The organism is Enterobacter asburiae (assembly GCF_008080435.1).
In the GTDB taxonomy this organism is placed as follows: domain Bacteria; phylum Pseudomonadota; class Gammaproteobacteria; order Enterobacterales; family Enterobacteriaceae; genus Enterobacter; species Enterobacter asburiae_C.
Genome location: NZ_VRKN01000002.1, coordinates 110,183 through 130,311 on the forward strand (window position 1 = coordinate 110,183; position 20,129 = coordinate 130,311).

The 20,129-nt window shown below is 59.0% G+C and carries 15 protein-coding genes; 12 read left to right on the forward strand and 3 right to left on the reverse strand.

What is annotated here, in order from left to right; genetic code table 11:
• The first annotated feature begins 181 nt into the window (after nt 1–181).
• The 8 genes from FU672_RS03665 to trhP all read left to right on the forward strand — a co-directional run bounded on the left by FU672_RS03665 (nt 182) and on the right by trhP (nt 13,102).
• Nucleotides 182–1,384, forward strand: coding sequence for an MdtA/MuxA family multidrug efflux RND transporter periplasmic adaptor subunit (locus tag FU672_RS03665; protein WP_148242208.1), 1,203 nt, complete (start codon nt 182–184; stop codon nt 1,382–1,384).
• Complete coding sequence (locus tag FU672_RS03670) at nt 1,384–4,506, forward strand: MdtB/MuxB family multidrug efflux RND transporter permease subunit (protein WP_148242209.1); 3,123 nt, start codon at nt 1,384–1,386, stop codon at nt 4,504–4,506. The genes FU672_RS03665 and FU672_RS03670 overlap by 1 nt, the downstream gene beginning before the upstream one ends.
• Nucleotides 4,507–7,584, forward strand: coding sequence for a multidrug efflux RND transporter permease subunit MdtC (mdtC, locus tag FU672_RS03675; protein WP_148242210.1), 3,078 nt, complete (start codon nt 4,507–4,509; stop codon nt 7,582–7,584).
• Nucleotides 7,585–9,000: an MFS transporter gene (locus FU672_RS03680; RefSeq protein WP_148242211.1), complete on the forward strand. Its 1,416-nt coding sequence runs from the start codon at nt 7,585–7,587 to the stop codon at nt 8,998–9,000.
• Nucleotides 8,997–10,400, forward strand: a complete 1,404-nt coding sequence (gene baeS, locus FU672_RS03685) for an envelope stress sensor histidine kinase BaeS (RefSeq protein ID WP_023312417.1) — start codon at nt 8,997–8,999, stop codon at nt 10,398–10,400. Before FU672_RS03680 ends, baeS begins: the two co-directional genes overlap by 4 nt.
• Nucleotides 10,397–11,119 carry an envelope stress response regulator BaeR gene (gene baeR / locus FU672_RS03690; protein ID WP_148242212.1) on the forward strand — a complete coding sequence of 241 codons (723 nt, stop codon included), beginning with the start codon at nt 10,397–10,399 and terminating at the stop codon, nt 11,117–11,119. The genes baeS and baeR overlap by 4 nt, the downstream gene beginning before the upstream one ends.
• A 134-nt stretch (nt 11,120–11,253) precedes the next feature.
• The gene (locus FU672_RS03695; RefSeq protein WP_148242213.1) at nt 11,254–11,586 is read left to right on the forward strand and encodes a YegP family protein; all 333 of its coding nucleotides are present in this window, start codon (nt 11,254–11,256) and stop codon (nt 11,584–11,586) included.
• Between the two features lie 154 nt (nt 11,587–11,740).
• On the forward strand, nt 11,741–13,102 hold the full coding sequence (trhP, locus tag FU672_RS03700) for a prephenate-dependent tRNA uridine(34) hydroxylase TrhP (RefSeq protein WP_148242214.1): 1,362 nt from the start codon (nt 11,741–11,743) through the stop codon (nt 13,100–13,102).
• A 161-nt stretch (nt 13,103–13,263) separates the two neighbouring features.
• Here the strand turns inward: trhP and FU672_RS03705 are convergent, their stop codons facing one another.
• Nucleotides 13,264–13,764 carry a 2-thiouracil desulfurase family protein gene (locus FU672_RS03705; protein ID WP_148242215.1) on the reverse strand — a complete coding sequence of 167 codons (501 nt, stop codon included), beginning with the start codon at nt 13,762–13,764 and terminating at the stop codon, nt 13,264–13,266.
• A 141-nt stretch (nt 13,765–13,905) separates the two neighbouring features.
• Between FU672_RS03705 and yegS the strand changes: the two genes are divergently transcribed.
• Nucleotides 13,906–14,805, forward strand: a complete 900-nt coding sequence (gene yegS, locus FU672_RS03710) for a lipid kinase YegS (RefSeq protein ID WP_148242216.1) — start codon at nt 13,906–13,908, stop codon at nt 14,803–14,805.
• 68 nt (nt 14,806–14,873) lie between these two features.
• Here the strand turns inward: yegS and fbaB are convergent, their stop codons facing one another.
• Nucleotides 14,874–15,926: a class I fructose-bisphosphate aldolase gene (gene fbaB, locus FU672_RS03715; protein WP_023312424.1), complete on the reverse strand. Its 1,053-nt coding sequence runs from the start codon at nt 15,924–15,926 to the stop codon at nt 14,874–14,876.
• 250 nt (nt 15,927–16,176) lie between these two features.
• Here fbaB and FU672_RS03720 point away from each other — a divergent pair, with 250 nt between their 5' ends.
• From FU672_RS03720 to FU672_RS03730, 3 genes are read left to right on the forward strand one after another with little or no spacing between them, the layout of a single operon-like run.
• Nucleotides 16,177–17,454, forward strand: a complete 1,278-nt coding sequence (locus tag FU672_RS03720) for a nucleoside permease (protein ID WP_148242217.1) — start codon at nt 16,177–16,179, stop codon at nt 17,452–17,454.
• Nucleotides 17,451–18,455, forward strand: coding sequence for an ADP-ribosylglycohydrolase family protein (locus tag FU672_RS03725; protein ID WP_148242218.1), 1,005 nt, complete (start codon nt 17,451–17,453; stop codon nt 18,453–18,455). Before FU672_RS03720 ends, FU672_RS03725 begins: the two co-directional genes overlap by 4 nt.
• Nucleotides 18,452–19,405 (forward strand): PfkB family carbohydrate kinase, encoded by a 954-nt coding sequence (locus tag FU672_RS03730; RefSeq protein WP_148242219.1) that lies wholly within the window; start codon nt 18,452–18,454, stop codon nt 19,403–19,405. Before FU672_RS03725 ends, FU672_RS03730 begins: the two co-directional genes overlap by 4 nt.
• Here FU672_RS03730 and FU672_RS03735 read toward each other — a convergent pair.
• Nucleotides 19,379–20,125, reverse strand: coding sequence for a GntR family transcriptional regulator (locus tag FU672_RS03735; protein WP_148242220.1), 747 nt, complete (start codon nt 20,123–20,125; stop codon nt 19,379–19,381). The two genes, FU672_RS03730 and FU672_RS03735, sit on opposite strands and share 27 nt — an antisense overlap.
• Nucleotides 20,126–20,129: the final 4 nt, after the last annotated feature.

Genomic DNA, 20,129 nt, shown 5'->3' on the forward strand with positions numbered 1-20,129 from the left:
TTACCCAGCCTACGGTTTGAGAATTTTGTAGGCCGGGTAAGGCGGAGCCGCCACCCGGCTAAAAAGATCGCCACACTCAGACAATTCCAGACAGTCTTCCATATTTCCTCCATTTTTCCGCTGTGTTGCCTGACTAAACTAGTATCATTCCCCGAAGTATTCAGGATGAGAATGTATAACGATGAAAGGCAGTAACAAATCCCGCTGGGCAATCGCCGCTGGCATCATTGTGGTGGTCCTTGCCGCCGCCTGGTACTGGCACAGTCAATCCGCGAACTCCGCAGCCCCCGCCGGTGCCAACAGTCAGGCACAGCGCCCAACAGGCGGAGGGCGTCACGGCATGCGCGGCGGCGCGCTGGCACCAGTACAGGCGGCGACGGTGGTGAATAAAGCCGTTCCTCGCTATCTTACGGGCCTTGGGACCATTACCGCCGCCAACACCGTGACGGTGCGTAGCCGCGTCGACGGCCAGCTGATGGCCATTCACTTCCAGGAAGGTCAGCAGGTCAAAGCGGGCGATCTGCTGGCCGAAATCGACCCAAGCCAGTTTAAGGTCGCCCTCGCCCAGGCGCAGGGCCAGCTCGCGAAAGACAAAGCCACGCTCGCCAACGCCCGTCGCGATCTGGCGCGCTACCAGCAGTTGGTGAAAACCAACCTCGTTTCTCGTCAGGAGCTGGATACCCAGCAGTCGCTGGTCAGCGAAACGCAGGGCACCATCAAAGCCGACGAAGCCGCCGTGGCCAGCGCGCAGCTGCAGCTGGACTGGAGCCGCATCACCGCGCCGACTGACGGACGCGTGGGCCTGAAACAGGTCGATATCGGCAACCAGATCTCCAGCGGCGACACCACGGGCATCGTGGTGCTCACCCAGACTCACCCGATTGATTTAGTCTTTACTCTGCCGGAAAGTGAAATTGCGACCGTGGTGCAGGCGCAAAAATCCGGAAAGGGGCTGGTGGTAGAAGCCTGGGACCGCACCAACAAGCAGAAGTTGAGCGAAGGCTCCCTGCTCAGTCTGGATAACCAGATCGACACCACCACCGGCACCATCAAGCTGAAGGCACGCTTTAATAACCAGGACGATGCCCTCTTCCCCAACCAGTTCGTCAATGCGCGAATGCTGGTCGCCACCGAAGAGAACGCGGTGGTGATCCCCACTGCTGCGCTGCAGATGGGTAACGAAGGTAACTTCGTCTGGGTACTTAACAGCGACAATAAGGTCAGCAAACATCTGGTTAAAACCGGTATCCAGGACAGCCAGACGGTGGTGATCGCCGCCGGTCTTTCCGCAGGCGACCGCGTGGTCACCGACGGCATTGACCGTCTGACCGAAGGGGCCAAAGTGGAAGTGGTTGAACCTGCGAAACAGGGAGAGAAATCCTGATGCAGGTTATGCCCCCAGGCTCTACAGGTGGGCCGTCACGCCTGTTTATCCTTCGTCCTGTCGCCACCACGCTGCTGATGGTGGCGATCCTGCTCGCCGGGATTATCGGCTATCGCTTCCTGCCCGTGTCGGCGCTGCCGGAGGTGGATTATCCAACCATTCAGGTGGTGACGCTCTATCCAGGCGCCAGCCCGGATGTCGTGACGTCCGCCATTACCGCCCCGCTGGAGCGCCAGTTCGGCCAGATGTCGGGGCTAAAACAGATGTCCTCCCAGAGTTCCGGCGGGGCATCCGTCGTGACGCTGCAGTTCCAGCTGACGCTGTCGCTGGACGTTGCCGAGCAGGAGGTGCAGGCCGCCATCAACGCCGCCACCAACCTGCTGCCGTCGGACCTGCCTAACCCGCCGGTCTACAGCAAGGTGAACCCGGCGGATCCGCCGATCATGACGCTTGCCGTCACCTCCTCCGCCATGCCGATGACCCAGGTCGAAGACATGGTCGAAACGCGCGTGGCGCAGAAAATTTCTCAGGTCTCCGGCGTCGGCCTCGTCACGCTGGCGGGCGGCCAACGTCCGGCGGTTCGCGTGAAGCTTAACGCCCAGGCGATTGCCGCGCTGGGCCTGACCAGCGAAACCATCCGCACCGCCATCAGCAGTGCCAACGTTAACTCAGCAAAAGGCTCGCTGGACGGCCCTACCCGCGCCGTGACGCTCTCAGCCAACGATCAGATGCAGTCCGCCGATGAATACCGCCAGCTGATTATTGCTTACCAGAACGGCGCCCCGGTGCGTCTGGGCGACGTGGCGACCGTGGAGCAAGGCGCGGAAAACAGCTGGCTCGGCGCCTGGGCCAATAAGCAGCAGGCGATCGTGATGAACGTGCAGCGCCAGCCGGGCGCTAACATCATCGAAACCGCCGACAGCATCCGCACCATGCTGCCGCAGCTGATCGAAAGCCTGCCAAAATCGGTCAGCGTGAAGGTGCTTTCCGACCGCACCACTAACATTCGCGCGTCGGTCACCGACACCCAGTTTGAGCTGATGCTGGCGATTGCGCTGGTGGTCATGATCATCTATCTGTTCCTGCGTAACGTTCCGGCAACCATTATTCCCGCCGTCGCCGTGCCGCTCTCGCTGGTCGGGACCTTTGCGGTGATGGTGTTCCTCGATTTTTCGATCAACAACCTGACGCTAATGGCGCTCACCATCGCCACCGGATTCGTGGTGGATGACGCCATTGTCGTTATCGAGAACATTTCGCGCTATATCGAGAAAGGTGAAAAGCCCTTAGCTGCTGCGCTGAAAGGCGCGGGCGAAATCGGCTTTACCATTATCTCGCTGACCTTCTCGCTGATTGCGGTGCTGATCCCGCTGCTGTTTATGGGCGATATCGTCGGGCGGCTGTTCCGCGAGTTTGCCGTGACGCTGGCGGTCGCCATTTTGATCTCCGCCGTGGTGTCGCTGACCCTGACGCCGATGATGTGCGCCCGCATGCTGAGCCACGAGTCCCTGCGCAAGCAAAACCGCTTCTCGCGCGCCTCCGAGCGCATGTTCGAGCGGATTATTGCCGCCTACGGTCGCGTGCTGGCGAAAGTCCTTAACCATCCATGGGCAACCCTCGGCGTGGCGCTGGGAACGCTGGCGCTCAGCGTGATGCTGTGGATTTTCATTCCGAAAGGCTTCTTCCCGATTCAGGACAACGGCATTATTCAGGGCACGCTGCAGGCGCCGCAGTCGGTCTCCTTCGCCAATATGGCCCAGCGCCAGCAGCAGGTGTCTGAGATCGTCATGAAAGATCCGGCGGTAGAGAGCCTGACCTCCTACGTGGGCGTCGACGGCACCAACCCGTCGCTCAACAGCGCGCGTCTGCAGATCAACCTCAAGCCGCTGGATGAACGCGACGATCGCGTCAACGCCGTCATTGAGCGTCTGCAAAGCGCCGTCGCGCGCGTGCCGGGCGTTGAGCTTTACCTGCAGCCGATTCAGGATTTAACCATTGATACCCAGGTCAGCCGCACGCAGTACCAGTTCACGCTGCAGGCCACCACGCTGGATGCCCTCAGCACCTGGGTGCCGCAGCTGGTAGATAAGCTTAGCACCCTGCCGCAGCTCGCCGACGTCAGCAGCGACTGGCAGGACAAAGGGCTGGCGGCGTACGTGAACGTCAACCGCGACACCGCCAGCCGTCTGGGCATTACGATGTCGGATGTGGACAACGCCCTGTACAACGCCTTCGGTCAGCGCCTGATCTCCACCATCTACACCCAGGCCAACCAGTATCGCGTGGTGCTGGAGCACAACACGGAAAACACGCCCGGCCTGGCGGGGCTGGACTCGGTGCGCCTGACCAGCAAAGACGGCGGTATTGTGCCGCTGAGCGCTATCGCCACGGTGGAAGAGCGCTATACCCCGCTGTCGATTAACCATCTGGATCAGTTCCCGTCCACCACCATTTCCTTCAACGTGCCGGACAATTATTCTCTCGGCGAAGCGGTGGAGGCCATTCAGGCTGCTGAAAAAGAACTCAGCTTCCCGTCCGATATTCAGACCCAGTTCCAGGGCAGCACGCTGGCGTTTCAGGCCGCGCTGGGTAACACCATCTGGCTGATCGTCGCGGCGGTCGTGGCGATGTACATCGTGCTCGGGGTACTGTACGAAAGCTTTATCCACCCGATCACCATCCTCTCTACCCTGCCGACGGCGGGCGTGGGGGCGCTGCTTGCATTGATGCTGGCGGGCAGCGAGCTGGACGTCATTGCCATCATCGGTATTATCCTGCTTATCGGGATCGTGAAGAAAAACGCCATCATGATGATCGACTTCGCCCTGGCCGCCGAGCGCGAGCAGGGCATGTCGCCGCGCGATGCCATCTTCCAGGCCTGTCTGCTGCGTTTTCGTCCGATCCTGATGACCACGCTGGCCGCCCTTCTGGGCGCGCTGCCGCTGATGCTCAGCACCGGCGTCGGCGCGGAGCTGCGCCGTCCGCTGGGTATCGGTATGGTCGGCGGTCTGCTGGTGAGCCAGGTGCTAACGCTCTTCACTACGCCGGTGATCTACCTGCTGTTTGACCGCCTGGCGCTGTGGACCAAAAGCCGCTTCCCGAAACGTGAAGAGGAGGCATAAGTGAAGTTTTTCGCCCTCTTCATTTACCGCCCGGTGGCGACGATTTTAATTTCCGTAGCCATCACCCTGTGCGGCGTGCTCGGCTTCCGGCTGCTGCCGGTGGCGCCGCTGCCGCAGGTGGATTTCCCGGTGATTATGGTCAGCGCCTCGCTGCCTGGCGCGTCGCCGGAAACCATGGCCTCGTCGGTCGCTACGCCGCTGGAACGTTCGCTCGGGCGCATCGCGGGGGTCAACGAGATGACCTCCAGCAGCTCGCTGGGCAGCACACGCATTATTCTGGAATTCAGCTTCGACCGGGATATTAACGGTGCGGCGCGCGACGTTCAGGCCGCCATCAACGCCGCACAAAGCCTGCTACCGAGCGGGATGCCGAGCCGCCCAACCTACCGCAAGGCCAACCCGTCCGATGCGCCGATCATGATCCTGACGCTGACCTCGGATACCTACTCGCAGGGGCAGCTTTACGACTTTGCGTCTACCCAACTGGCGCAGACCCTCTCACAAATTAACGGCGTCGGTGACGTGAGCGTCGGCGGGAGCTCCCTGCCCGCCGTGCGCGTGGGCTTAAACCCGCAGGCGCTGTTCAACCAGGGCGTGTCGCTGGACGACGTGCGCTCCGCCATCAGCACGGCCAACGTCCGTAAACCGCAAGGGGCGATTGAGGACGGTAGCCACCGCTGGCAGATCCACACCAACGACGAGCTGAAAACCGCCGCGGAGTATCAGCCGCTCATTATTCACTACAACAACGGCGCGGCGGTGCGCTTAAGCGATGTCGCCAGCGTCACCGACTCGGTGCAGGACGTGCGCAACGCCGGGATGACCAACGCTAAACCGGCCATTCTGCTGATGATCCGCAAGCTGCCGGAAGCCAACATTATCGAGACGGTGAACAGCATCCGCGCCCGCCTCCCGGAACTGCAACAGAGCATCCCGGCAGCGATCGATCTGCAAATTGCCCAGGATCGCTCCCCGACCATACGCGCCTCGCTTGAAGAGGTGGAGCAAACGCTGATTATCTCCGTCGCGCTGGTGATCCTGGTGGTATTCCTGTTCCTGCGCTCCGGCCGGGCGACGCTCATTCCGGCGGTGGCCGTGCCGGTGTCGCTGATCGGTACCTTTGCCGCCATGTATCTGTGCGGCTTTAGCCTCAACAACCTGTCCCTGATGGCCCTGACAATTGCCACGGGATTCGTGGTGGATGATGCCATCGTGGTGCTGGAAAACATTTCCCGCCACCTGGAAGCGGGCGTGAAGCCGCTGCAGGCCGCGCTGCAGGGCACGCGCGAGGTGGGCTTTACGGTGCTCTCCATGAGCCTGTCGCTGGTGGCGGTATTCCTGCCGCTGCTGCTGATGGGCGGGCTGCCGGGCCGGTTGCTGCGCGAGTTTGCCGTCACCCTCTCCGTTGCTATCGGAATTTCGCTGGTTATTTCCTTAACGCTGACGCCAATGATGTGCGGCTGGATGCTTAAGCGCAGCAAACCGCACTCGCAGCCGCGCCGCAAAGGCTTTGGTCGCTTCCTGATGGCGATGCAGGAAGGCTATGGCAAATCGCTGAAGTGGGTGCTGAATCATACCCGGCTGGTCGGCCTGGTGCTGATCGGCACCATCGTGCTCAACGTCTGGATGTACATCACCATCCCGAAAACCTTCTTCCCGGAGCAGGACACCGGCGTGCTGATGGGGGGGATTCAGGCGGACCAGAGCATTTCGTTCCAGGCGATGCGCGGCAAGCTGCAGGACTTTATGAAGATCATTCGGGAAGACAAAGCCGTGGATAACGTCACCGGCTTTACCGGCGGGTCACGCGTTAACAGCGGGATGATGTTTATTACCCTGAAACCGCGCGGCGAGCGCAACGAAACCGCCCAGCAGGTGATTGACCGCCTGCGGGTGAAGCTTGCCAAAGAGCCGGGGGCAAACCTGTTTTTGATGGCCGTTCAGGATATCCGCGTCGGCGGCCGTCAGGCGAACGCCAGCTATCAGTACACGTTGCTCTCGGACGATTTAGCCGCCCTGCGCGAGTGGGAGCCGAAGATCCGCAAGGCGCTGGCCGCTCTGCCGGAGCTGGCGGACGTCAACTCCGATCAGCAGGACAACGGCGCCGAGATGGCTCTGACCTACGACCGCGAAACCATGTCGCGTCTGGGCATTAACGTTGAAGCCGCCAACAGCCTGCTGAACAACGCCTTCGGCCAGCGCGAGATCTCCACCATCTACCAGCCGATGAACCAGTACAAGGTGGTGATGGAAGTTGACCCGCGCTACACCCAGGACATCAGCGCCCTGGACAAAATGTTTGTGATTAACAACGACGGCAAGGCAATTCCGCTCTCCTACTTTGCCAGCTGGCAGCCTGCCAACGCGCCGCTGTCGGTGAACCATCAGGGGCTTTCGGCGGCGTCGACCATCTCCTTTAACCTGCCAGCGGGCTCGTCACTTTCGGAAGCCAGCGACGCGATCAACCGCGCGATGACGCAGCTTGGCGTACCGTCCACCGTGCGCGGCAGCTTTGCCGGGACCGCGCAGGTGTTCCAGGAGACGATGAACTCGCAGGTGATTTTGATTCTGGCCGCCATCGCCACGGTTTATATTGTGCTGGGCGTGCTGTACGAGAGCTATGTTCACCCGCTGACCATTCTCTCAACGCTGCCGTCAGCGGGCGTGGGGGCATTGCTGGCGCTGGAGCTGTTCGGCGCGCCGTTCAGCCTTATCGCGCTCATCGGGATCATGCTATTAATCGGCATTGTGAAGAAAAACGCGATCATGATGGTGGATTTCGCGCTGGACGCCCAGCGCAACGGCAACCTGTCGCCGGAAGAGGCGATCTTCCAGGCCTGCCTGCTGCGTTTCCGTCCGATCATGATGACTACCCTGGCGGCGCTGTTTGGCGCGCTGCCGCTGGTTGTCTCGGGCGGCGACGGCTCAGAGCTGCGCCAGCCGCTGGGGATCACCATTGTCGGCGGCCTGGTCATGAGCCAGTTGCTGACGCTGTACACTACGCCGGTGGTCTATCTGTTCTTCGACCGCCTGCGGCTGCGCTTTTCGCGCAAAAACAGAACCACGGTGACCGAGTAAATGACCGATCTCCCCGCTAACGTTCGCTGGCAGTTATGGATAGTCGCTTTCGGCTTCTTTATGCAGTCGCTGGACACGACCATCGTCAACACCGCCCTCCCCTCAATGGCGAAAAGCCTGGGGGAGAGCCCGCTGCATATGCATATGGTGATTGTCTCCTACGTGCTGACGGTTGCCGTGATGTTGCCTGCCAGTGGCTGGCTGGCGGACAAAGTGGGCGTACGCAATATCTTCTTCACCGCCATCGTGCTGTTTACCACCGGGTCGCTGTTTTGCGCCCAGGCGAACACGCTCGATCAGCTGGTGGTGGCGCGGGTATTGCAGGGCGTCGGCGGGGCGATGATGGTGCCCGTCGGGCGGTTAACGGTCATGAAGATTGTGCCGCGCGAGCAGTATATGGCGGCGATGACCTTTGTGACCCTGCCCGGTCAGGTGGGACCGCTGCTGGGTCCGGCGCTCGGCGGCATTCTGGTGGAGTACGCCTCCTGGCACTGGATCTTCTTAATCAATCTTCCTGTTGGCATCATCGGCGCTATCGCCACCCTGACGCTGATGCCGAACTACAAAATGCAGACGCGGCGCTTTGATATCTTTGGCTTTATCCTGCTGGCGGCGGGTATGGCAACGCTTACCCTGGCGCTCGACGGGCAAAAAGGTCTGGGGATTTCGCCCCTGACGCTCGGGCTTCTGATCGCGCTCGGCGTTACCGCCATACTGTGGTATCTGTGGCATGCCAGAGGTAACGATAAGGCGCTGTTCAGCCTGAACTTGTTTAAAAACCCTACCTACCGTCTTGGCCTGTTCGGCAGCTTCGCCGGGCGCGTCGGCAGCGGCATGCTGCCGTTTATGACGCCGGTGTTCCTGCAAATTGGGATGGGATTTTCGCCGTTCCACGCGGGCCTGATGATGATCCCGATGGTGCTCGGCAGCATGGGAATGAAGCGCATCGTGGTACAGGTGGTGAACCGCTTTGGCTACCGTCATGTGCTGGTGACCGCCACGCTGGGGCTGGCGCTGGTGAGTCTGCTGTTTATGACCGTGGCGCTGATGGGCTGGTACTACGTTCTGCCGCTGGTGCTGTTCTGCCAGGGGATCATCAACTCCATGCGCTTCTCGTCGATGAATACCCTGACGCTGAAGGACCTGCCGGACGATCTGGCGAGCAGCGGCAACAGCCTGCTGTCGATGATCATGCAGCTCTCCATGAGCGTCGGCGTCACCATTGCCGGCCTGCTGCTCGGTATGTACGGTCAGCACCATCTCAGCGTCGACACGCCGGTAGCGCATCAGGTCTTTTTATATACCTATCTCAGCATGGCGGTCATCATCGCCCTGCCCGCTTTCATCTTCGCCAGAGTGCCGGATGATACCAGCAAGAACGTCGTGATTAGGCGCGGCAAAAGGAGTGGTTCATGAAATTCTGGCGTCCGGGCATTACCGGCAAGCTCTTCGTGGCGATATTTGCCACCTGTATCGTCCTGCTGATCACCATGCACTGGGCGGTGCGGATCAGCTTCGAGCGCGGTTTTATTGATTACATCAAGCATGGCAATGAACAGCGTTTACAGGGCTTAAGCGATGCGCTGAGTGAACAGTACGCCCAGCACGGCAACTGGCGTTTTCTGCGCAATAACGACCGCTTTATTTTCCAGATCCTGCGCTCGCTGGAGCACGATACCGGTGACGATCGCCCGGGGCCAGGCATGCCGCCGCACGGCTGGCGCACCCAGTTCTGGGTGATCGACCAGGACATGCGCACGCTGGTAGGTCCGCGCGCGCCGATACCACCGGACGGCACCCGTCGTGCGATCAAAGTCAATAATGCGACAGTCGGCTGGGTTATCGCCTCTCCGGTGGAGCGCCTGACGCGCAACACCGACATCAACTTTGACCGCCAGCAGCGCCGGACAAGCTGGCTGATTGTCGCCCTCTCCACCCTGCTTGCCGCGCTCGCCACCTTCCCGCTGGCGCGCGGTCTGCTCGCCCCGGTGAAACGGCTGGTGGAAGGCACGCACAAGCTGGCCGCCGGGGATTTCACCACCCGCGTCGATACCCGCAGCCAGGACGAACTGGGCAAGCTGGCGCAGGACTTTAACCAGCTCGCCAGCACGCTGGAGAAAAACCAGCAGATGCGCCGCGACTTTATGGCCGATATTTCCCACGAGCTGCGCACGCCGCTGGCGGTGCTGCGCGGGGAGCTGGAGGCCATTCAGGACGGCGTGCGCCAGTTTACGCCTGAATCGGTGGCCTCTCTGCAGGCGGAGGTGGGCACGCTCACCAAGCTGGTGGATGACCTCCACCAGCTCTCCATGTCCGACGAAGGCGCGCTGGCCTACCAGAAAGCGCCGGTGGACGTGATTAACATTCTGGAAGTGATCAGCGGCGCCTTCCGCGAGCGGTTTGCCAGCCGCAACCTGAAAATCGACCTCTCCCTGCCGGACAGCGCGGTGGTGTTTGGCGACAAAGACCGGCTGATGCAGCTGTTCAATAACCTGCTGGAAAACAGCCTGCGCTACACCGACAGCGGCGGCGGGCTGCACATCTCCGGCAGGCAGGAAAACGGACGCTTTGCCCTCACCTTCGCGGATTCCGCCCCCGGCGTACAGGACGCGCAGCTGGAAAAACTGTTTGAACGTTTCTACCGTACCGAAGGCTCCCGCAACCGCGCCAGCGGCGGTTCCGGCCTGGGGCTGGCGATTTGCGTTAACATCGTCGAGGCGCATAATGGCACGATCCGCGCCGCCCATTCGCCTTTTGGCGGGGTTAGCATTACAGTAGAGTTACCTCTGGAACGGGATTTATCGAGAGAAGTATGACCGAGTTACCGATTGACGAGAACACGCCACGTATTTTGATTGTCGAAGACGAGCCCAAGCTTGGGCAATTGCTGATCGACTATTTGCGTGCGGCCAGCTACGCCCCGTCGCTGATCAGCCATGGCGACCAGGTGCTGCCATACGTGCGTCAGACCCCGCCGGATCTGATCCTGCTGGATTTAATGCTGCCAGGCGTTGACGGACTGACCCTGTGCCGGGAAATTCGTCGCTTCTCTGACGTGCCGATCGTCATGGTCACCGCCAAAATTGAAGAGATTGACCGCCTGCTGGGGCTTGAAATTGGCGCGGACGATTACATCTGCAAACCCTACAGCCCGCGTGAAGTGGTCGCCCGCGTGAAAACCATTCTGCGTCGCTGCAGGCCGCAGCGCGAGCTTCAGGTGCTCGACGCCGAAAGCCCGCTGATTGTCGACGAAAGCCGCTTCCAGGCAAGCTGGCGTAGCAAGCTGCTGGACCTGACGCCTGCGGAGTTCCGCCTGCTGAAAACCCTCTCCCACGAGCCGGGAAAAGTGTTCTCCCGCGAACAGCTGCTGAACCACCTGTATGACGATTACCGCGTGGTGACCGACCGCACCATCGACAGCCATATCAAAAACCTGCGCCGCAAGCTGGAGGCGCTGGACGCCGAGCAGTCATTTATTCGTGCGGTGTATGGCGTGGGGTACCGTTGGGAAGCGGATGCGTGCAGGATTGTGTGACGTTTCATCTCTGAAACCCGCCCCTGGCGGGTTTTTCTTTTCTGGAATCAATTCAGGAATCAACCATACTCTTTTTACCAGTTCGCTTACTTATAACTGGTGCTGATAATTTTACTTTCGCTCAAGGAGTTCCTATGTCTGGTTGGTTCGAATTAAGTAAAAGCAGTGATGGTCAGTTCAGGTTTGTGCTAAAAGCTGGAAACGGGGAGATCATTCTGACCAGCGAGCTTTACACCAGCAAAAGTGCCGCTGAAAACGGCATTGCTTCCGTACGCACGAACAGCCCCCTGGACGAGCGTTTTGAGAAGAAAACGGCTTCTAACGGTAAGTTCCATTTCAATCTCAAGGCGGGCAATCATCAGGTGATTGGCAGTAGCCAGCTTTATGCAACGGAACAATCGCGTGATAAGGGCATCACCTCGGTCAAAACCAATGGTTCTGTCCAGACGGTAAAAGACAACACCTGACAGCACGCAGCGCGCCGGGTGAGCGATGACGCGACCCGGCGCTTTACCTCCCCGCCCCGCAGCGCTACAATGCCCGCCCTTAAAGTGGGGGATCTCCCCTTACCGCTGCACCTGGTGCACGCGGATCTGACCTGTCATCAGAACGAGAACAAACATGTTTAAACCGGAACTCCTTTCCCCGGCGGGAACGCTGCAAAATATGCGTTACGCTTTCGCCTATGGTGCCGATGCTGTCTACGCGGGCCAGCCTCGCTACTCGCTGCGCGTGCGCAACAATGAATTCAACCACGAGAACCTGCAGCTCGGCATCAACGAAGCGCATGCCCTGGGTAAAAAATTCTACGTGGTGGTCAATATTGCGCCGCATAACGCCAAGCTGAAGACGTTCATCCGTGACCTGAAGCCGGTGGTGGATATGGGGCCGGACGCGCTGATCATGTCGGACCCGGGTTTAATCATGCTGGTTCAGGAGAACTTCCCGGAGATGGATATTCACCTCTCCGTACAGGCTAACGCCGTTAACTGGGCGACGGTGAAGTTCTGGAAACAGATGGGGTTGACCCGCGTCATTCTCTCCCGCGAGCTGTCGCTGGAAGAGATCGAAGAGATCCGCACCCAGGTGCCGGATATGGAAATCGAAATCTTCGTTCACGGCGCGCTGTGCATGGCCTACTCCGGCCGCTGCCTGCTTTCTGGCTATATCAACAAACGCGATCCGAACCAGGGCACCTGTACCAACGCCTGCCGCTGGGAATATAACGTCCAGGAAGGCAAAGAGGATGACATAGGTAACATCGTCCACAAGCATGAGCCGATCCCGGTGACCAACGTTGAGCCTACGCTGGGCATCGGCGCGCCAACCGACAGCGTGTTTATGATTGAAGAAGCCAAACGTCCGGGCGAGTACATGACCGCCTTTGAAGACGAGCACGGCACCTACATCATGAACTCGAAAGATCTGCGCGCCATCGCCCACGTTGAGCGTCTGACCCAGATGGGCGTGCACTCCCTGAAGATCGAAGGCCGCACCAAGTCTTACTACTACTGCGCTCGTACCGCGCAGGTGTACCGCAAAGCCATCGATGATGCGGCAGCCGGTAAACCGTTCGATACCAGCCTGCTGGAAACCCTGGAAGGCCTGGCGCACCGTGGCTATACCGAAGGCTTCCTGCGCCGTCATACCCATGACGACTACCAGAACTACGAGCACGGCTACTCCGTTTCCGAGCGCCAGCAGTTTGTCGGTGACTTCACCGGCGAGCGCAAAGGCGCGCTGGCGGCTGTCGCGGTAAAAAACAAGTTCACCAAAGGCGACAGCCTGGAGCTGATGACCCCGCAAGGCAACATGAACTTCACGCTGGAGCATCTGGAAAACGGCAAAGGTGAAGCGATTGATGTGGCACCGGGTGACGGGCATACCGTCTGGCTGCCGGTTCCGGAAGCGGTGGAGCTGAAGTTCGCGCTGCTGATGCGTAACTTCAACGGTGAAAGCACCCGAAACCCACACGGCAAATAGTTAATCAGGGAAATTTTTTCACGCCGGGATAATTCTTAGAATCGGATCACATACCGCTTCGTTCAATACGGGTATTATCCCCCCGCTGAAAAACATAACCCATAAATGCTAGCTGTACCAGGAACCACCTCCTTAGCCTGCGTAATCTCCCTTACGCGGGCTTATTTTTTGCCTTCTCTTTCCTCAACCCAGGCAATAAGTTCGTCGATTTGCCTCTCTGAGAACACGGCTATCCCATGCTCTGCGAGCAACGATGCCGCAACCCCCATCCCCGCTTTATGTATCCCGCGAAAAGAACCGTCATAAATAAACTGGCTGCCACACGTTGGGCTGCCATCGGTTAGCAATGCAGCACTACACCCCGATGCCTGAGCAGTGCGTAGTGCGAGCCAGGCTGCAAGCTGATAATGTTCGGTCACATCCTGCCCCGTATTTTCAATAATTCTGGCTTGCCCGTGCATCACGTCTTTGCCATCAGCGGACATAATCTCTGCCGGAGGACGAGGTACAGCCATCCCGGCCGCAAGTTCAGGGCAGTGGATAACCAGACGTTGTTCCTGTTGCCAGCGAACGAGTTGCTCGTTCATTCGCGCTTTTTCACTTCCGTTATAACGAACCCTGAAGCCCATCAGGCAAGCGCTTACCAAAACTTTATTCATCATCACTTTCCTGTGATTACATTAATATCATCGCTGAAGTGTAACGCGCTTTCATGCATATTTTGTTCCTTTCATCCTGTTCTTACCCGCTTTTTTTCTCTCTGCTATACACTCTTACTAACGCCAAAAAAGGGAGCAGCGCGGATGGCAACCTATTCAGATAGTTTATTGATTCTCAATGGCAAAAGCGCAGGCAACGATCTGTTGCGTCAGGCAATTCAGGGTTTGCGTGACGATGGCGCGCGCATCCACGTCAGGGTGACGTGGGAAAAAGGCGACGCAGCACGCTATATCAATGAAGCCCTCGGGCTTGGCGTCAACACCATCATTTCCGGCGGCGGCGATGGCACTATTAATGAGATTGCGTCAGCGCTTATCGACCTGCCCCCGGCAAACCGGCCAGTGATGGGTATTTTACCGCTCGGTACCGCCAATGATTTTGCCACCAGCGCCGGGATCCCGGAGGAATTAGAGAAGGCGCTCCAGCTGGCGATCCTCGGCAAGGCCACCGCTGTGGATATTGCACAGGTGAATGATAAAACCTGCTTTATCAATATGGCGACCGGTGGGTTCGGCACGCGCATCACCAGCGAAACGCCCGAAAAACTGAAGGCGGCGCTGGGCGGCGTGTCGTACCTGATCCACGGCCTGATGCGCATGGACACCCTCAAGCCGGACCGCTGCGAAATTCGCGGCGAGGATTTTCAGTGGCAGGGTGACGCGCTGGTGATTGGGATTGGCAATGGCCGCCAGGCCGGCGGCGGGCAGCAGCTATGCCCGGAGGCGCTGATCAATGACGGTCAGCTACAGCTGCGTATTTTCACGGGCGACGGCCTGCTGCCCGCGCTGTTTACCACGCTGACGCAACCGGAAGAGAGTCCAAATATCATCGCCGGGAAATCGGCGTGGTTTGAAGTGAATGCTCCGCACGGGATGACCTTTAACCTCGACGGAGAGCCGCTGAGCGGGACGCAGTTCCGCATTGAGGTGTTGCCCGGCGCGCTGCAGTGCAGACTGCCGCCGGACTGTGTGCTTTTGCGCTGATGTTTTACACGGTGCGCGATGATGCCCTCACCCCAACCCTCTCCCTGTGGGAGAGGGAGAGGGAGGCGTCAGGCAATCGTTACTTTGCTATCCAGATAAACATCCTGAACCGCATTGATCAGCTTCACGCCGTCGGCCATCGATTTCTTAAACGCCTTACGGCCAAGGATAAGCCCCATGCCGCCCGCGCGTTTGTTGATAACCGCCGTACGCACCGCGTCTGACAGGTCGGTATCACCGCCCGCCGCCCCGCCGGAGTTAATTAGCCCCGCACGGCCCATGTAGCAGTTCGCCAGCTGGTAACGCACCAGGTCGATTGGGTTATCGCTGGTCAGCTTGCTGTAAACGCGGTCATCGGTGTAACCGAAGTTCACCGCTTTATAGCCGCCGTTATTCTCGGCCATTTTCTGCTTCACGATATCTGCGCCGATGGTCGCCGCCAGGTGGTTCGCCTGCCCGGTGAGATCTGCCGACACGTGGTAATCCACGCCGTCTTTTTTGAACGCATTGTTACGCAGGTACGCCCACAGCACGGTCACCATGCCCAGCTCGTGCGCACGCTCAAACGCCGCAGAGATCTCTTCAATCTGACGACGAGACTGCTCAGAGCCGAAGTAAATCGTTGCCCCGACGGCTACTGCCCCCATATTGAACGCCTGCTCGACGCTGGCGTAGAGGGTTTGGTCATATTCGGTAGGGTAGCTGAGGGTTTCGTTGTGGTTCAGCTTCACAAGGAACGGAATGCGGTGGGCATAGCGTCGCGACACGGAGGCCAGCACGCCGTAGGTGGAGGCTACACAGTTACAGCCAGCTTCAATCGCCAGCTCGACAATGTTCTTCGGATCGAAGTAGAGCGGGTTCGCCGCAAAAGACGCGCCCGCCGAGTGCTCAACGCCCTGGTCTACCGGCAGAATAGAGAGATACCCGGTGCCGCCGAGCCGCCCGGTGTTGTAGAGCGTCTGCATATTTCGCAGGACCGCAGGCGGACGGTTGTTATCGATCATCACGCGGTCAACGTAGTCATGACCAGGCAGATACAGCTGGTCGGCTGGAATGGTCATACAACGATGCTGTAAAAGGCTGTCGGCGTCTTTGCCAAGCAACTGCGCAATATCAGTCATGTGATACTCCCGTAAGTCCGACGTCGTGTCGGTGTGTGTTTATCCAGTCCCATCTTTTATGGGCAGACTAAGCCTGGTACCGACTTAACAGATTTTCCACCCTTTGCATTTTTTTTCAGCACAATCTGCTGGCTCGATTCGTGTACAACAAAACTGTTACATTGATCAAACAATCGCCACAAAGGTATTTAAAAGGTATTATTGAGTGGTATGTTAAAGGCGTACCCTCTCTGACATGCAGGATTAAAAAATGAAAACGAAAGTCCAACTGTCATTCATGATGTTTGTTGAATGGTTTATCTGGGGCGCGTGGTTTGTGCCGCTGTGGCTGTGGCTGAGCAAAAGCGGTTTTACCGCCGGGGAAATTGGCTGGTCTTACGCCTGTACAGCCATTGCCGCTATCCTCTCCCCGATTCTGGTCGGCTCGCTGACGGACCGCTTCTTCGCCGCCCAGAAAGTGCTGGCGGTGCTGATGTTCGCTGGCGCCATTCTGATGTACTTCGCCGCACAGCAAACCCAGTTCAGCACCTTCTTCCCGCTGCTGCTGGTTTACTCCCTGACCTATATGCCGACCATCGCGCTGACCAACAGCATCGCCTTCGCCAACGTAGACGACGTCGAGGCCGATTTCCCGCGCATCCGCGTGATGGGTACCATCGGCTGGATCGCCTCCGGGCTGGCGTGCGGGTTCCTGCCGCAGATGCTGGGCTACAGCGATATTTCCGATACCAATATCCCGCTGCTGATGACCGCCGCAAGTTCCGCCCTGCTCGGCGTCTTTGCCCTGTTCCTGCCGAATACCCCGCCGAAGAGCACCGGCAAACTGGACATCAAAGTGATGCTGGGTCTGGATGCGCTGATCCTGCTGCGCGACAGAAACTTCCTGGTGTTCTTCTTCTGCTCGTTCCTGTTCGCCATGCCGCTGGCCTTCTATTACATCTTCGCCAACGGCTATCTCACCGAAGTGGGGATGAAAAATGCCACCGGCTGGATGACGCTTGGCCAGTTCTCCGAAATCTTCTTTATGCTGGCGCTGCCGTTCTTTACCAAACGTTTTGGTATTAAGAAGGTCTTACTGCTGGGTCTGATCACTGCCGCCATCCGCTACGGGTTCTTCGTTTACGGCGGAGCGGAACAGTACTTCACCTACGCCCTGCTGTTCCTCGGCATTCTGCTGCACGGCGTGAGCTACGACTTCTACTACGTCACCGCGTACATCTACGTGGATAAAAAAGCGCCGGTGCATATGCGCACCGCCGCGCAGGGCCTGATTACGCTGTGCTGCCAGGGCTTTGGTAGCCTGCTGGGTTACCGTCTGGGCGGCGTGATGATGGAAAAAATGTTCGCATACAAAGAGCCGGTGAATGGGCTGACCTTCAACTGGGCCGGAATGTGGGCGTTTGGTGCAATCATGATTGCCGTGATTGCCGTGCTGTTTATGCTGTTTTTCCGCGAATCGGATAAAGAGATCACCGCAATTGAGGTGGTTGATGGCGATGCCGCGCTGACACAAGGGGAAGTTAAATGAAACAAGAACGTGTTCTCGGTGCCCTTTACGGGCAGGCGTTAGGGGATGCGATGGGCATGCCGTCGGAGCTGTGGCCGAGAAAGCGCGTCAAGGCGCACTTCGGCTGGATCGACCGCTTTTTACCCGGCCCGGCAGAGAATAATGCGGCCTGCTATTTCAAACAGGCAGAGTTCACCGACGATACCTCAATGGCGCTCTGCCTGGCGGATGCGATTATTGAGTGTGAGGGAGAAATTAACGCGGACGTTATCGGCAAACATATTCTGCGCTGGGCGCTCGATTTCGACGCGTTCAATAAGAACGTGCTCGGCCCGACGTCGAAAATCGCGCTTAACGCTATTCGTGACGGAAAAGCGGTTAGCGAGCTGGAAAACAACGGAGTGACTAACGGGGCGGCGATGCGCGCCTCCCCGCTGGGCTGCCTGCTCCCGGCCACGCGTCTGGAACACTTTGTTGAGCAGGTGGCGCTGGCTTCCAGCCCGACCCATAAATCGGACCTCGCCATTGCCGGCGCGGTGGTCATTGCCTGGGCAGTTTCCCGCGCTATCGACGGCGAAAGCTGGCAGAACATCGTCGATGCTCTGCCGGGTATCGCCCGCTATGCGCAGGAGGTGAAAACCACAACCTTCAGCGCGTCGCTGGCGGCACGTATTGAGCTGGCGCTTAAGACCGTGCGGGAAGCCAACGGTATCGACTCCGCCAGCGAGCAGATTTATCAGCTCACTGGCGCAGGAACCAGCACCATTGAGTCCGTTCCGGCGGCCATTGCGATGGTCGAACTGGCGGGAACCGACCCAAACCGCTGCGCCATTTTATGCGCCAATCTGGGCGGCGATACCGACACCATTGGCGCCATGGCGACGGCCATCTGCGGCGCGCTCCACGGCGTGCAGGCAATTGACCCGACACTCAAAGCCGAGCTCGACGCCGTCAACCGGCTCGATTTCGGCCACTATTGCGAGAAACTGCTGCACTACCGGGAGCAAAGGGAGGGCCTATGAATTCATTTGCCCAACGTCTCGACACCCTGCACGCTACGCGTCCGGTGACGGTGCTGGGCGCAGCGGTGATTGACGTCATCGCCGATGCCTACGCCCTGCCCTGGCGCGGGTGCGATATCGAGCTCAAACAGCAGGGTGTCAATATTGGCGGCTGCGCGCTGAATATCGCCATCGCCCTGAAACGGCTCGGCATTGCGTCGCAAAACGCCCTGCCCGTCGGCCACGGCGTGTGGGCGGATATCATCCGCAACGCCATGGCGAAGCAGGATCTGCACAGCGCCATTGAGGCCGAAACCGGTGATAACGGCTGGTGCCTGGCGCTGGTGGAGCCAGACGGCGAGCGCACCTTTATGTCCTTTAGCGGCGTGGAGAACCAGTGGCAGCAGCGCTGGCTTTATGTGCTTAACATCCCGTCGAACAGCCTGGTCTATTTATCCGGCTATCAGCTGGCCTCGCCGTGCGGCGAGCTGCTGACACGCTGGCTGGAGGGGTTACAGGACGTGACGGCCTTTATCGATTTCGGTCCCCGCATCGCGGATATTCCTGACACGCTGATGGCGCGAATTATGGCCTGCAGGCCAATTGTGTCACTTAATCGTCAGGAAGCGGAGCTTGCCGCAGAAAGACTGGGAGTTGAGGTTGAAAGCCTCGGTACGCAGTGGCAGCAGCGCTTCGGTGCTGCGCTGATTGTGCGGCATGATAAAGACGGAGCCGCCTGGTACGACGGCGGTGACGCGGGCGTTGTTCCGGCGTTTCCTGCTATGGTTGTGGATACCATTGGCGCAGGTGATAGCCACGCGGGCGGCACGCTTGCCGGGCTGGCGGCAGGATGGTCACTGGCAGACGCCGTTCTGCTGGGGAATGCCGTGGCGTCCTGGGTGGTCAGCCACCGCGGCGGGGATTGCGCACCGACTCGCGAGGCGCTACTCCTCGCACACAAAGACGTATAGATCGCTGCGACAGTAGCTGATGCTGTACTCAATCGGCCGGTGCTGTTGGTCAAGTGCGACCTGCTTGATCACCAGCACCGGTATTTTTTCGTCCATCTTAATGTGCGCCTGAAACTCGCTGTCCGGCATACGGGCGCTAACCCGTGAACGGGTGCGCTGCGGGAAAATATTCTGACTGCGGAAGTAGTCGTACAGCGAAATGCCAATCGCATCCGGATCGGGAATTAACCCAACCGGTACCCAGGACTCTTCAATCGACACCGCATCGTCATCCACATAGCGAATGCGCTTGAGCAAAAAGACTTCGCTGTCCGGAGGGATCGACAGGTGATTTGCGACCTCTTCCGGGCACTTAACCACCCGCTTGTTGACCCACAGCGTATTAGGCTTTTGGCCGCGCAGCACCACCTGCCGGGAAAAGCCGCGCGCCTCTTTCAGCGAATATTCAAAGATGTTGTTGATTTGCGTGCCATAGCCACGGGAACGCGTTACCACGCCCTCTTCCTCCAGCGCCTGCATCGCTTTTCGCACGGTGATGCGCGACACCCCGGTTAACTGGCTCAGATCGCGCTCGCCGGGCAAAATATTGCCGTGCTCCAGCACCCCGCTGCGCACCGCATTTTTTACCGTTTCGGCAAATTTCAGATACAGCGGCGTGTTGTCAGGCGCGGCGATCCGTTCATTCAGTTGGGCGATTAACCGGGTATGCGCTTGTTCCATCTCT

What these genes read in the sequence shown, in the direction of transcription:
- yegS (WP_148242216.1), top strand. Translation starts at nt 13,906, where the DNA reads ATGGCAACCTATTCAGATAGTTTATTGATTCTCAATGGCAAAAGCGCA.
- trhP (WP_148242214.1), top strand. Translation starts at nt 11,741, where the DNA reads ATGTTTAAACCGGAACTCCTTTCCCCGGCGGGAACGCTGCAAAATATG.
- FU672_RS03665 (WP_148242208.1), top strand. Translation starts at nt 182, where the DNA reads ATGAAAGGCAGTAACAAATCCCGCTGGGCAATCGCCGCTGGCATCATT.
- FU672_RS03735 (WP_148242220.1), bottom strand. Translation starts at nt 20,125, where the DNA reads ATGGAACAAGCGCATACCCGGTTAATCGCCCAACTGAATGAACGGATC.
- FU672_RS03695 (WP_148242213.1), top strand. Translation starts at nt 11,254, where the DNA reads ATGTCTGGTTGGTTCGAATTAAGTAAAAGCAGTGATGGTCAGTTCAGG.
- FU672_RS03705 (WP_148242215.1), bottom strand. Translation starts at nt 13,764, where the DNA reads ATGATGAATAAAGTTTTGGTAAGCGCTTGCCTGATGGGCTTCAGGGTT.
- FU672_RS03670 (WP_148242209.1), top strand. Translation starts at nt 1,384, where the DNA reads ATGCAGGTTATGCCCCCAGGCTCTACAGGTGGGCCGTCACGCCTGTTT.
- baeR (WP_148242212.1), top strand. Translation starts at nt 10,397, where the DNA reads ATGACCGAGTTACCGATTGACGAGAACACGCCACGTATTTTGATTGTC.
- fbaB (WP_023312424.1), bottom strand. Translation starts at nt 15,926, where the DNA reads ATGACTGATATTGCGCAGTTGCTTGGCAAAGACGCCGACAGCCTTTTA.
- baeS (WP_023312417.1), top strand. Translation starts at nt 8,997, where the DNA reads ATGAAATTCTGGCGTCCGGGCATTACCGGCAAGCTCTTCGTGGCGATA.
- FU672_RS03680 (WP_148242211.1), top strand. Translation starts at nt 7,585, where the DNA reads ATGACCGATCTCCCCGCTAACGTTCGCTGGCAGTTATGGATAGTCGCT.
- FU672_RS03725 (WP_148242218.1), top strand. Translation starts at nt 17,451, where the DNA reads ATGAAACAAGAACGTGTTCTCGGTGCCCTTTACGGGCAGGCGTTAGGG.
- FU672_RS03730 (WP_148242219.1), top strand. Translation starts at nt 18,452, where the DNA reads ATGAATTCATTTGCCCAACGTCTCGACACCCTGCACGCTACGCGTCCG.
- FU672_RS03720 (WP_148242217.1), top strand. Translation starts at nt 16,177, where the DNA reads ATGAAAACGAAAGTCCAACTGTCATTCATGATGTTTGTTGAATGGTTT.